We start from the raw sequence: 11,780 nt of genomic DNA on the forward strand, positions 1-11,780 counted from the left end.
CGCGCCTCGCCGGCACGCCCCCGCGCACCGGCGGCGGACCGCTGATCGCGATCGGCGCGTCGGCCGGCGGCCCCGGCGCGCTCGCGTCGGTCCTCGGCGGCCTGCCGGCCGATTTCAACGCACCGATCGTGATCGTGCAGCACGTCGACCGCGCGTTCGCCGAAGGCATGGCGCAATGGCTCGACGGCCAGACGTCGCTCGCCGTGCGCGTCGCGCGCGAAGGCGACCGCCCGCAGCCGGGCGTCGCGCTGCTTGCCGCGACCGACGACCACCTGCGCATCACGCGCGCCGGCACGCTCGAATACACGCGCGAGCCGGCCGCCACGCCGTATCGCCCGTCGGTCGACGTGTTCTTCAACAGCCTGACCGAGCACTGGCCCGGCCGCGTGATCGGCGTGCTGCTCACGGGGATGGGCCGCGACGGCGCGATCGGCCTGAAGGCGCTGCGGATGAAGGGCTACCATACGATCGCGCAGGACGAGGCGACGAGCGCCGTCTACGGCATGCCGAAGGCGGCCGCGACGCTCGGCGCGGCGCGCGCGATCCTGCCGCTCGGACGCATCGCGGGCGAGCTGGCGGCGCTCGCGCGGATCTGAGCCCGATGAACCCGCGCAACACCCATGCCTGCTTTCGCAACAACCCGCATCGACCATGACCATTGACCCGACTCGCCCGCCAGGCGGCCCCTACGTGCCGCCCGCCGACGTGCCGGCGATGGTGCTGCTGGTCGACGACCAGACGATCGTCGCGGAAGCCGTGCGGCGCGCGCTCGTCGACGAGGAAGGCATCGATTTCCACTATTGCCCGCGTTCGGACGACGCGATGGCCACCGCGATCGAGACGCGGCCGACCGTGATCCTGCAGGACCTCGTGATGCCCGGCACCGACGGGCTGAGCCTCGTGAAGGCGTACCGGACGAATCCGGCGACGCGCGACGTGCCGATCATCGTGCTGTCGACGCAGGAAGAGCCCGTGATCAAGAGCGCCGCCTTCGCGGCCGGCGCGAACGACTACCTCGTGAAGCTGCCCGACCGCATCGAGCTCGTCGCGCGCGTGCGCTACCACTCGCGCTCGTACATGAACCTGCTGCAGCGCGACGAGGCCTATCGCGCGCTGCGGCAATCGCAGCAGCAGTTGCTCGAAGCCAATCTCGAGCTGCGGCGCCTCACGCATTCGGACGGCCTCACCGGGCTGTCGAACCGGCGCTATCTCGACGAATACCTCGCCGCCGAATGGCGGCGCGGCACGCGCGAGCGCAGCGAGCTGTCGCTGCTGATGATCGACGTCGACAATTTCAAGCTGTACAACGACACGTACGGCCACGTGTCGGGCGACAGCGTGCTCAAGCAGATCGCGTCGACCATCGAGCGCTGTCTCGGCCAGTCGGGGGATCTCGCCGCGCGTTTCGGCGGCGAGGAATTCGCGGTCGTGATGCCGGCCACGTCGCCGGGTGCCGCGCGGCTGCTCGGCGAGAAGATCCGCCTCGCGATCGAGGCGCTGCGGCTACGGCATGCGCATTCGTCGACGGGCAATACCGTGACGATCAGCATCGGCGGCGCGACCATCGTGCCGACGCCCGGCCTGCCGACGACCGTGCTGATCGAAGCGGCCGACCGCGCGCTCTATCGCGCGAAGCACGAGGGCAAGAACCGCGTCGAGATCGACGCGACGCCGACCCCGCCCGTCCCCGGCGGCTTTGGTGCGCCGCGCGCCGACTGAACGCTGAACACTGAACGCCGGCTCGGCGCCTCGCTCACGCGGCGCCGAACCGGCGTGCGTAGTCGCTCGGGTCGAGCGGGCGGCTGAACAGGTAGCCCTGCTGCATGTCGCAGCCGATCTGCTGCAGGAACCGCGACTGCGCCTGCGTCTCGACCCCTTCGGCCGTGACCTTCATCCCGAGCGAATGCGCCATCGCGACGACGGCCTGCGTGATCGCCACCGAATCGTGATGATCGGGCACGCCCGACACGAACGAGCGGTCGACCTTCAGGTTGTGCAGCGGAAAGCGCTTCAGGTACGCGAGCGACGAATAGCCGGTGCCGAAATCGTCGACCGAGATGCGCACGTTCATGTCCGTGAGCGCCTCGAGCATCGGCAGCACGGTGTCCGTGTCGTTCATCAGCAGTCCTTCTGTAATCTCGAGCTCGAGCGCGGACGGATCGAGCCGCGTCTGCGCGAGGCAGCGATCGACCGACTCGACGAGGCCTTCGTGGAACTGCCGCGGCGACAGGTTGACGGCCAGCACCAGGTCGGGCGCGATCGTGCGGCGCCATTCGGCCGCCTGCCGGCATGCGGTTTCGAGCACCCACTGGCCGATCGCGACGATCTGCCCCGTATCTTCCGCGACCGGAATGAACTCCGCCGGCGACATCGGCCCGAGCTCGGGGCTCGTCCAGCGCAGCAGCGCCTCGGCGCCGACGGTGCGGCCGCTGCGCGCGTCGACGACGGGCTGATACGCGAGCCGCAGCATGTCCGACGCGAGCGCGCGCCGCAGCGACTGCTCGATCGCGAAGCGGCGCTGCAGCCGCAGGTTGAGCTGCGCGGTGAAGAACGTGAAGTGGTTGCGGCCGCGCTGCTTCGCGTCGTACATCGCGGAATCGGCATTGCGCATCAACGTGACGGCATCGTCGCCGTCGCGCGGCGCGACGCTGATCCCGATCGACACGCCGAGCCAGTATTCGTTGTTCGCGATCGCGAACGGCTTCGCGATCGCGTCGATCACCTCGCGCGCGAGCACCGCGAGCCGGTCGGGATCGTCGCAGTCGTCGACGAGGATCACGAACTCGTCGCCGCCGACGCGCGTGAGCGCATGCTGCCCGCCTCCGCATGCCGCGAGCCGCGCCGCGACGCTGCGCAGCAGCGCGTCGCCCGCGTCGTGGCCGGCCGTGTCGTTGACCTTCTTGAAGCCGACGAGATCGATGAACAGGATCGCGACGCGCGCGGGCCCGCCCGCCGCATCGTGGCCGCCGAACAGCTCGCGCATGCGATCGCCGAGCCAGCGGCGGTTGTAGAGGCCCGTCAGCGCATCGCGCGTCGCCAGGTAGCGCAGCTGCTGCTGCGCCTCGCGCACGGGGCCGATGTCGTTGAATGAGACGAGCACCGAGTCGGCCTGCGTTTCGCCGGGCTTCACGATCGGCACCGCGTTGCCGCGCACCCAGATGGTGTCGCCGTCCGCCAGGCCGAAACCGACCGTGTAGTCGAGCATCGGCGTGGCCGTTTCGAGCGCGCGCCGGCTCGGCCAGTCGTCGGGCGCGATCGGCGTGCCGTCCTCGCGCAGCTTGCGCAGGATCACCGTCGACAGCCTGCGGCCGACGAGGTCGCCCTTCACGCGCATCATCCGGTTCGCACTCGGGTTGCTCGCGACCACGACGCCATCGCGCGACACGACGAGGATCCCTTCGTTCAGGCTGTTCACCACGAGCCGGTGATGTTCCTCGCTGCGCGCGAGCTGTCGCGCGATCCGGTCCTGGTGCACCGCGAGGCCGACGCTGTTGCCGATGTCGCGCAGCAGTTCGGTTTCCTCATCGCTCGGCCGGCGCGGCATGCGGTGATAGACGGCGAACGCGCCCAGCACGGCGCCCGCGTCGTCGAGGAACGGCACCGACCAGCACGCGCGCAGGCCCAGCGGCAGCGCAACCGCACGATAGTCGGCCCACAGGGGATCGGTTTCGATATCCTCGACGACGACCATCCGGCGCAGGTACATCGCCGTGCCGCACGAGCCGGCCACCGGCCCGATCGTCGCGCCTTCGATCGCCGCGCTGTACTGCCGGGGCAGCGACGGCGCGGCGCCGACGTGCACGTGCGCGCCGTCGATATCGAGCAGCAGGATCGTGCACGACGCACCGTCGCCGAGCAAAGCCTCGGCGCGCCGGCAGACTTCGACGAGCAGCTCCGGCAGCGGTGTGTTGCGCGTGATCAGCCTCAGCACGCTTTGCTCGGACGCGAGCACTTCCGCCGCGAGCCCGAGACTGTAACGAGAACTTTGCGGTTCGGTATTCAAGATGAATCCTGCCGTCTGTCCGATCGGGTCTGATGCGCCCGATTCGTTTTCGATCCTTCGTGCCGTTTTTCGCTCCGGGTATACGCCGATGCCCGGTGCGCCCCGTATTGCACGCGGTGCCAACGCGCGCCGAAATACATTTAACACCAATCCGCGGCAACCCGGGCGTCCATGCGCATCAGGGGTTACACGCGGTCGACGCGGCATGTGCGGCCGGCAGTCGGTCCGCCGGAAGACCTGCGCGCGGCGCGACCGCTCCGGGCAAGGCCGCGCGCCGTGCGGGCCGTATTCGAAAGTGATTCGTCAGCTTGCGGCGGCGCCCCGGCTCCGTTCGCGTTCGATCGCCCGCGCCGGGATCCGTGCGCGTGATCGCCTTTGATGCGTTGGTCGCGGCCGTGACCGCCATGCTCCGGGTGCCGCGCTCGGCCGTCGGCGCGCGTCGCTGCCCTGCTTCTCCGTACCGGCGCGGCCGGACTGCATCGCGGCCGGCAGGCCGCGTTTTCGCATCCGTGATTCAATGTCGATGGCTCCGGCGCCGCGCATCGCGCGCGGCACGGCGATGTGCACCCTCATCGATTGACCTTCACAGGATCACCATGACGAACCCTGCCGAAATCAAGGCGCTCGTTTTCGATGTCTTCGGAACGATCGTCGACTGGAGAAGCGGCGTCGCACGCGGCGCCGCCGCGTTCCTCGATCGCCATGCACCCGCACTCGACCCGCTCGAATTCGCCGATGCGTGGCGGGCCGAATATTCGCCGTCGATGGAAGAAATCCGCAGCGGGCGCCGCCGCTACGTGCGGCTCGACGTCCTGCACCGCGAGAACCTCGTCCGCACGCTCGACCGCTACGGAATCGTCGACGTGCCCGACGCCGACATCGACGCGCTCAACCTCGCGTGGCACAGCCTCGACCCGTGGCCCGACGCCGTCGCGGCGCTGCAGCGGCTGAAGCGACGCTTCATCATCGCGCCGCTGTCGAACGGCAACATCCGGCTGATGGTCGACGTCGCGAAACGCGCCGGGCTGCCGTGGGATGCGATCCTCGGCGCGGAAGTCGTGCGCGCGTACAAGCCGTCGCCGCAGGTGTACAGCGATACCGTCGAGATTCTCGGCATCGAGCCGGCGGAGCTGTGCCTGGTCGCCGCGCACAACGGCGATCTCGCGGCCGCACGCCGGCAGGGGCTGTCGACCGCGTTCGTGCTGCGGCCGACCGAACACGGGCCCGGCCAGACGACCGACCTGCGAGCCGCCGATCAGTGGGATTTCGACGTCAAGGACCTGAACGAACTCGCGGACCGGCTGGGCTGCCCGGGTTGAAGGCCTCCGGGTCAGGGCGCGCGAGCGTGGCACTGGCGGCCGCGATGCGGCGCCGGTGGAACGGCGCGTCAAGCAGGACAAACGCGCCGACAGACGACTGGTAGACTCCGCAAACCTTGTCCCATTGCAGCCGCCGGCCCTCATGTCGTCACCCCTGCGTGTTGTCGAAGGCAAACTGACCGCGATGCGCTTTCTCGAGCGCCCCGACCAGGGCAGTGCCGGAAGCCGTCAGGTGCCGCCCGTCGACCCCGAAGCCCGCAAGAAATCGCTCGGCTACTGGTTCACGCACACCGTGGTGCCGATCCTCGCGGCACTCACCGGCAACGGGGCCGCGGCCAATGCCCTGGTGTTCCAGCAAGCCGACGAGGATCTCGTCCTGGCCGAGTTGAACGCCGCGGCCGACAAGGTCGAGCATCCGGCGACGTGGTCGTACGCGAACCTGCGCGAAACCAGGACCTTCGCGTCGGCAAACGCGTTCGTGACCGTGGGGAAGAACGGCAAGATCCTGTTCGCGAAGCTACCGGTCGAAATCGAAATCGGCGGCGAGTCGTACCGCGGGTTCCTCGGCGGGCAGTGCTTCGACGTCGGCGACGACGTGGTTGCCGTGGTCGATCGCCGTGGCCGCCTGTTCGCGCTGTCGTCGCCGGACCGGCGCCGCACGGTCATGGATCACACGTGCAGCGACACAGGGCTGGCCGGCCTGACGCACGACCTCTGGCTGGCGTGGAAATGGATGTTCATCGGCATGAACTGCTTTGTCATCCCGATCATGATCCTGCTGCTCTGGACCGGCGACGACGGCTTTTCCAACCTGGGTGCCGACCTGGCCATGCTGCTGGGCGGGCCGGCCGCGATCGGCGTCATGCTCGCGCTGCTCCTGGGCGTGCGGTTGTCGTGGGCCGACTGGCTGCCGGCGTGGCGCACGTCGGGCATCCTGAAGGCGCTGGGCCGCCCGGATCTGTGCACGGTCGATTTCCTGGATACACGCACCGAGGCCGAACGCAACGGCCAGGTACGCGACACGGATGTCGGGCAAATTTATTACGCGCCCGCGCCCAAGCCCTAGCGCACGGTCTCCATCGCACCCGCCCGCCCCTGCGCCGCCATCGCGAGACGCCGCCAGTTGCGGGCCGCATACCGGTGCGCCTGCTGCAACGCGAGCCACAACCCGATCTGCCGAACCGGCCTGAAGAGGCCACGCGCGCTGAACACGGTGCGCCGTTCGACGCGCGTCCTGCCGCCTTCCACTGGTGTCAGCGTGAATTCGTCCTCAAGCAGGCCGACCCAGTCGCGACACCACACCGTCGACGCCACCATCCGGTAACGCAGCCGGCGATGCTCGTCGAGCACGAGGATGCGCTGATCGATGGTGCCGCGATCGGTCGTGCATTGCCGCGTGTTGCCGACGGCCGGCACGCCTTCGAGCACGCGGCAGCTGACCGGCTTCGGCACGCCGAGGCGGAACAGCAACGGCCGCGTGTCGTCCATCCGGGCATGGAGGAAATGCGGCCAGACATGCTCGGGCCGGCAATCGAACGTCCACTGCGAATGAATTTCCACGACCGTCTCCTGGCGGTTGCCGGTGCGGGCATGATGACACAACCGCCCCGCCGCATTCGTCACTTCACGACCGCACGCCACGCGGTTCGCGCGTAGACGAGCAGCAACGGCAGCAGCGCCAGCGCGAACAGCAGGCCAAGCGCCAGCACCCACACCGGCCACTGTTCGGGATTCCCCCGCACCCAGTAGCGGTACGGCACGCTCAGGAACCCGATTTCCATCAGCAGCGCGCCGAGCGGCACGAGCGCGTTCATCACCGCGGCCACGCCGAATCGGGCCGCACCGTCGATGTTCTTCCCCGCACCATACGCCGCGATCAGGTAGACGAAATACCCGATGATCGCGACCATCAGCGCGCCGCCGGCCAGCAGGCCGACACTGCGCACACTGCGTTCATGCAGCTGGGTGGCCCCGGCCGGCAACACGACATCGATCTTCTCGCCGATCTCCGGCACGCCGCCGGATCGGATGTTGCCCGGCAGCACGACTCGCTCGCCATCCGGCATCACGGCTTCCAGGATCGACGTGTACTTGATGCACCGATATCGGTCGGTGCGCCCGCTGCTGTCGCGTCGCTCGCAGGTGTCCCACTCGGACTGGTAGGACACGACGGTCGCCTCGTATTTCGGCAACACCGCCAGTGCGTAGAGTTCGTCGCCGATCCAGTACGCGAACGGGAAAAGCAGCGACACCAGGCAAAAGCACACGAGCCACCAGAAGGCGACCGCGCCGCCCGCCCCGCGCTTGCCGCCGGTCTGTCGGCGCACCACGCGCGACGCGAGCCAGTACGCGGCCACGCCGAATACCGCCACACAGACCACGAACACCTTGCCCGCCTGCGTCAACGCCATCTGCATTTCCCCCGATAAGCGGCCGGATCTTCGTCGGCCATTCTTTCAATTCAGATCAACTCGTTCGTCACCGCCCCGCCCGCCATCCCGTCAGGCCGGCTCGCCGACGAATCTCAGCGCCCCCGATTCGCCCGACAGCAGCGCGCGATTCGCGTCCGCCGCCGCGCGCAGGTAATCCCACAGCGCGGTCACGCGCCGCAGCTTGCGCAGATCCTCGCGGCACGTCAGCCAGAAGCACCGCGTGACGACCACGTCGTCCGGCAGCACGGGCACCAGCGCCGGCTGCGTGGCCGCCATGAAGCACGGCAGGATCGCGAGCCCGCCGCCCTGCAACGCCGCGAAATACTGCGCGATCACGCTCGTCGTGCGCAGCCCGGCCGTCGCGCCCGGCACCGCCCGGTCCAGGTACAGCAGTTCGTTGCTGAACGCGAGATCGTCGACGTAGCTGATGAACGCGTGCTCCGCGAGATCGTCGGTGCAGGTGATCGGTGGATGGTTCGCGAGATAGTCGCGCGTCGCGTAGAGCCGCAACTGGTAATCGCACAGCTTCGTGACCACGTAAGGCCCGCGCTCGGGCCGCTCGAGCGTGATCGCGAGGTCCGCCTCGCGCTTGGGCAGGTTGACGAAATGCGGCACCGGCAGCAGGTCGACCGTCACGTGCGGATGCTCGGCGCGAAACTGCGCGAGCTGCGGCGCGAGGAAAAAGCACCCGAACCCTTCGGTCGACCCGATCCGCACGTGGCCCGACAGCGCCTCGCCCGTATTCGCGACCTGGTCGCATGCGGACTGCACGGTCGTCTCCATCGCATCCGCATACGCGACGAGCCGCTGGCCTTCGGCCGTCAGCGTGAAGCCGCCGGAGCGCGACTTGTCGAACAGCAGCGTGCCCATCGCCGCCTCGAGCGCACGGATGCGCCGCGCGACGGTCGTGTAGTCGACCCCCAGCCGCTTCGCGGCGCCGCTCGCCCGCTGCGTGCGCGCGACTTCGAGGAAAAAGCGCAGGTCGTCCCAGTTCAGGTTGCCGGAAACCGGCTCGGTGGCATGTCGCATCGGCGAGGGAAAAAGGGCTGGCGTCTCCGGGCCGGCCGTCGATATGCATAAATGCACATCCAACCGGTTTCTTTATCGGTACATGATGAATCTGCGCATAACTATACTCGACCGTGACCTGCGGACCACGAGCCGCGGCACCACCACGGAGACACCATGCAGACGCGATCCACCCTCGATGAGCATGCGACAGTCGCGGCACCTGCGCCCGAGCGCACCGCGAAGCACCACCTGCTGGCCGGCTGGGCCAGCATGGCCGGCACCACGATCGAGTGGTACGACTTCTTCCTCTACGGCACGGCGGCCGCGCTCGTGTTCAACCGCATCTTCTTCCCGTCGCTGGACCCCGTCGTCGGCACGCTCGCCGCGTTCGGCACGTTCGCGGTCGGCTTCATCGGGCGGCCGATGGGCGGCATCGTGTTCGGCCACTTCGGCGACCGCATCGGCCGCAAGTCGATGCTGATGATCACGCTGCTGCTGATGGGCGTGCCGAGCATGATCATCGGGCTGATCCCGTCGTACGACAGCATCGGCTACTGGGCCGCCGCCCTGCTGATCGGGATGCGGTTCCTGCAGGGGATGGCGGTGGGCGGCGAATGGGGCGGCGCGGTGCTGATGGCCGTCGAACACGCGCCGAAGGGCCGCAAGGGGCTGTTCGGCAGCCTGCCGCAGACGGGCGTCGGGCTCGGCCTGATCCTGTCGTCGGTCGCGATGGCCGCGGTGGCCGCGCTGCCGGAAGCCGACATGCTGTCGTGGGGCTGGCGCGTGCCGTTCCTCGCGAGCATCGCGCTCGTCGGCCTCGGCTGGTTCATCCGCGCGAAGGTGCCCGAGTCGCCCGACTTCGAGAAGATGCAGCGCCAGGGCAAGGCCGAGAAATCGCCGGTGACGGCCGCGCTGCGCCGCCATCCGCGCGAGGTGCTGACGATCGTCGGCGCACGCGCCGCCGAGAACACCTGGTTCTACATGGTCGTCACGTTCGCGCTCGCCTACGCGACGCAGCAGCTGCATCTGCCGAAGGCCGAGATGCTGCACGCGATCACGGCCGGCGCCGCGCTGTCGCTCGTCACGATGCCGCTGTGCGGCCATCTCAGCGACCGCATCGGCCAGCGCCGGATGTTCGCGATCGGCCTCGTGCTGATGTGCGCGTTCGCCGCGCCGTTCTTCCTGATGCTCGGCACGCAGCAGACGTCGACCGCGTGGTGGGCGATCGTGCTCGGCCTCGGCGTCGTGTTCCCGATTCTCTATGCGCCGGAATCGCTGCTGTTCGCGCAGCAGTTCCCGGCGGAGATCCGCTACAGCGGCATCTCGCTGTCGGTGCAGCTGGCCGGCGTGATCGGCGGCGGCTTCGCGCCGATGATCGCGACGTCGCTGCTGAAGGCCGGCGGCGGCCAGCCGCATTACGTGATCGCCTACCTCGTCGGCTTCGGCGTGTTCGCGCTCGTGTGTACCGCGTTGATGCGGCCGGCGCGCGCGTGAGCACGCCGGCGGCATCCGATCGATTCCAGTTCGTCCTGCCGTCCGCCGTGCGCGCATGCGCGGCGGCAGATACGGGCCGCCTTGTTTGTCATTACCCCGTTTCCCGGAGAGTCCCATGAACGCCGCAGTTCCCCAGACCACCCTCGCCCTGCCCACCGCCAAGCTGCTGATCGACGGCACGTTCGTCGAATCGCGAAGCGCCGAATGGGGCGACATCGTCAACCCCGCGACGCAGGAAGTGATCGGCCGCGTGCCGTATGCGACGCTCGACGAGGTCGACGCCGCGATCGCGTCCGCGCAGCGCGCGTTCCAGACGTGGAAGACGACGCCGATCGGCGCGCGCCTGCGCATCATGCTGAAGTTCCAGGATCTCGTGCGCCGCAATCTCGAACGGATCGCGCACACGCTGACGGCCGAGCAGGGCAAGACGCTGCCCGATGCGCAGGGCGACATCTTCCGCGGCCTCGAAGTCGTCGAGCACGCGTGCTCGATCGGCACGCTGCAGCAAGGTGAATTCGCGGAGAACGTGGCCGGCGGCGTCGATACCTACACGCTGCGCCAGCCGATCGGCGTGTGCGCGGGCATCACGCCGTTCAACTTCCCCGGGATGATCCCGTTGTGGATGTTCCCGATGGCGATCGTCTGCGGCAACACGTTCGTGCTGAAGCCGTCGGAGCAGGACCCGCTGTCGACGATGCAGCTCGTCGAACTCGCGATCGAGGCCGGCGTGCCGCAGGGCGTGCTGAACGTCGTGCACGGCGGCAAGACGGTGGTCGACCGCCTCTGCACGCACCCGGACATCAAGGCGATCTCGTTCGTCGGCTCGACGCGCGTCGGCACGCACGTGTACAACCTCGGCAGCCAGCACGGCAAGCGCGTGCAGTCGATGATGGGCGCGAAGAACCACGCGGTCGTATTGCCCGACGCGCACCGCGAGCAGACGATCAACGCGCTCGTCGGCGCGGGCTTCGGCGCGGCCGGCCAGCGCTGCATGGCGACGTCGGTCGTCGTGCTGGTCGGCACGGCGCGCGACTGGCTGCCCGAGCTCGTCGAGAAAGCGAAGGCGCTGAAGGTCAACGCGGGCCACGAACCGGGTACCGATGTCGGGCCGGTCGTGTCGAAGGCCGCGCATGCGCGCATCACCGCGCTGATCGACGAGGGCGTGAAGGCCGGCGCGAAGCTCGAACTCGATGGCCGCAACGTGAAGGTGCCCGGCTACGAGCAGGGCAACTTCGTCGGCCCGACGATCTTCTCGGGTGTGACGACCGACATGTCGATCTATACGGAAGAAATCTTCGGGCCGGTGGTGGTCGTGCTCGAAGCCGACACGCTTGACGACGCAATTGCGCTCGTCAACCGCAACCCGATGGGCAACGGCGTGGGGCTGTTCACGCAGAGCGGCGCGGCGGCACGCAAGTTCCAGAGCGAGATCGACATCGGCCAGGTCGGCATCAACATCCCGATTCCGGTGCCGGTGCCCTACTTCAGCTTCACGGGTTCGCGCGGCTCGAAGCTCGGCGA

10 protein-coding genes are annotated in these 11,780 nt (G+C 68.7%); 6 read left to right on the forward strand and 4 right to left on the reverse strand.

Going from position 1 to position 11,780, the window contains the following annotated elements; translation table 11 throughout:
* Both L810_RS37345 and L810_RS37350 read left to right on the forward strand, forming a co-directional pair.
* On the forward strand, positions 1 to 596 hold a 596-nt coding region (locus tag L810_RS37345; RefSeq protein ID WP_042977845.1), incomplete at its 5' end, for a chemotaxis protein CheB.
* A 55-nt stretch (positions 597 to 651) separates the two neighbouring features.
* Positions 652 to 1,719 carry a response regulator gene (locus L810_RS37350; RefSeq protein ID WP_042977849.1) on the forward strand — a complete coding sequence of 356 codons (1,068 nt, stop codon included), beginning with the start codon at positions 652 to 654 and terminating at the stop codon, positions 1,717 to 1,719.
* Between the two features lie 34 nt (positions 1,720 to 1,753).
* Here L810_RS37350 and L810_RS37355 read toward each other — a convergent pair whose 3' ends face one another.
* Positions 1,754 to 4,003: a putative bifunctional diguanylate cyclase/phosphodiesterase gene (locus L810_RS37355; RefSeq protein ID WP_021163337.1), complete on the reverse strand. Its 2,250-nt coding sequence runs from the start codon at positions 4,001 to 4,003 to the stop codon at positions 1,754 to 1,756.
* A 596-nt stretch (positions 4,004 to 4,599) separates the two neighbouring features.
* On the opposite strand from L810_RS37355, the gene L810_RS37360 reads away from it, so the two are divergent.
* Together L810_RS37360 and L810_RS37365 are read left to right on the forward strand one after the other, a co-directional pair.
* Positions 4,600 to 5,322 (forward strand): haloacid dehalogenase type II, encoded by a 723-nt coding sequence (locus L810_RS37360; protein ID WP_021163339.1) that lies wholly within the window; start codon positions 4,600 to 4,602, stop codon positions 5,320 to 5,322.
* Between the two features lie 55 nt (positions 5,323 to 5,377).
* Positions 5,378 to 6,388: a hypothetical protein gene (locus L810_RS37365; protein ID WP_257009028.1), complete on the forward strand. Its 1,011-nt coding sequence runs from the start codon at positions 5,378 to 5,380 to the stop codon at positions 6,386 to 6,388.
* Here the strand turns inward: L810_RS37365 and L810_RS37370 are convergent.
* From L810_RS37370 to L810_RS37380, 3 genes are all read right to left on the reverse strand, one after another.
* Positions 6,385 to 6,882, reverse strand: coding sequence for an SRPBCC family protein (locus L810_RS37370; RefSeq protein ID WP_021163341.1), 498 nt, complete (start codon positions 6,880 to 6,882; stop codon positions 6,385 to 6,387). The genes L810_RS37365 and L810_RS37370 overlap by 4 nt on opposite strands.
* Positions 6,883 to 6,941: 59 nt before the next feature.
* Positions 6,942 to 7,733: a hypothetical protein gene (locus tag L810_RS37375; RefSeq protein ID WP_021163343.1), complete on the reverse strand. Its 792-nt coding sequence runs from the start codon at positions 7,731 to 7,733 to the stop codon at positions 6,942 to 6,944.
* Between the two features lie 90 nt (positions 7,734 to 7,823).
* Entirely contained in the window at positions 7,824 to 8,783 is a 960-nt protein-coding gene (locus L810_RS37380; RefSeq protein ID WP_021163344.1) for a LysR family transcriptional regulator, read from the reverse strand.
* Positions 8,784 to 8,939: 156 nt separating this feature from the next.
* On the opposite strand from L810_RS37380, the gene L810_RS37385 reads away from it, so the two are divergent.
* Positions 8,940 to 10,259, forward strand: coding sequence for an MFS transporter (locus L810_RS37385; RefSeq protein ID WP_021163346.1), 1,320 nt, complete (start codon positions 8,940 to 8,942; stop codon positions 10,257 to 10,259).
* 115 nt (positions 10,260 to 10,374) lie between these two features.
* A partial coding sequence (locus tag L810_RS37390; RefSeq protein ID WP_042977852.1) for a CoA-acylating methylmalonate-semialdehyde dehydrogenase occupies positions 10,375 to 11,780 on the forward strand: 1,406 nt, incomplete at its 3' end.

The sequence above is a fragment of the Burkholderia sp. AU4i genome (assembly GCF_000466765.1).
Lineage (GTDB): Bacteria > Pseudomonadota > Gammaproteobacteria > Burkholderiales > Burkholderiaceae > Burkholderia > Burkholderia cepacia.

What these genes read in the sequence shown, in the direction of transcription:
- L810_RS37350 (WP_042977849.1), top strand. Translation starts at nt 652, where the DNA reads ATGACCATTGACCCGACTCGCCCGCCAGGCGGCCCCTACGTGCCGCCC.
- L810_RS37360 (WP_021163339.1), top strand. Translation starts at nt 4,600, where the DNA reads ATGACGAACCCTGCCGAAATCAAGGCGCTCGTTTTCGATGTCTTCGGA.
- L810_RS37375 (WP_021163343.1), bottom strand. Translation starts at nt 7,733, where the DNA reads ATGGCGTTGACGCAGGCGGGCAAGGTGTTCGTGGTCTGTGTGGCGGTA.
- L810_RS37380 (WP_021163344.1), bottom strand. Translation starts at nt 8,783, where the DNA reads ATGCGACATGCCACCGAGCCGGTTTCCGGCAACCTGAACTGGGACGAC.
- L810_RS37385 (WP_021163346.1), top strand. Translation starts at nt 8,940, where the DNA reads ATGCAGACGCGATCCACCCTCGATGAGCATGCGACAGTCGCGGCACCT.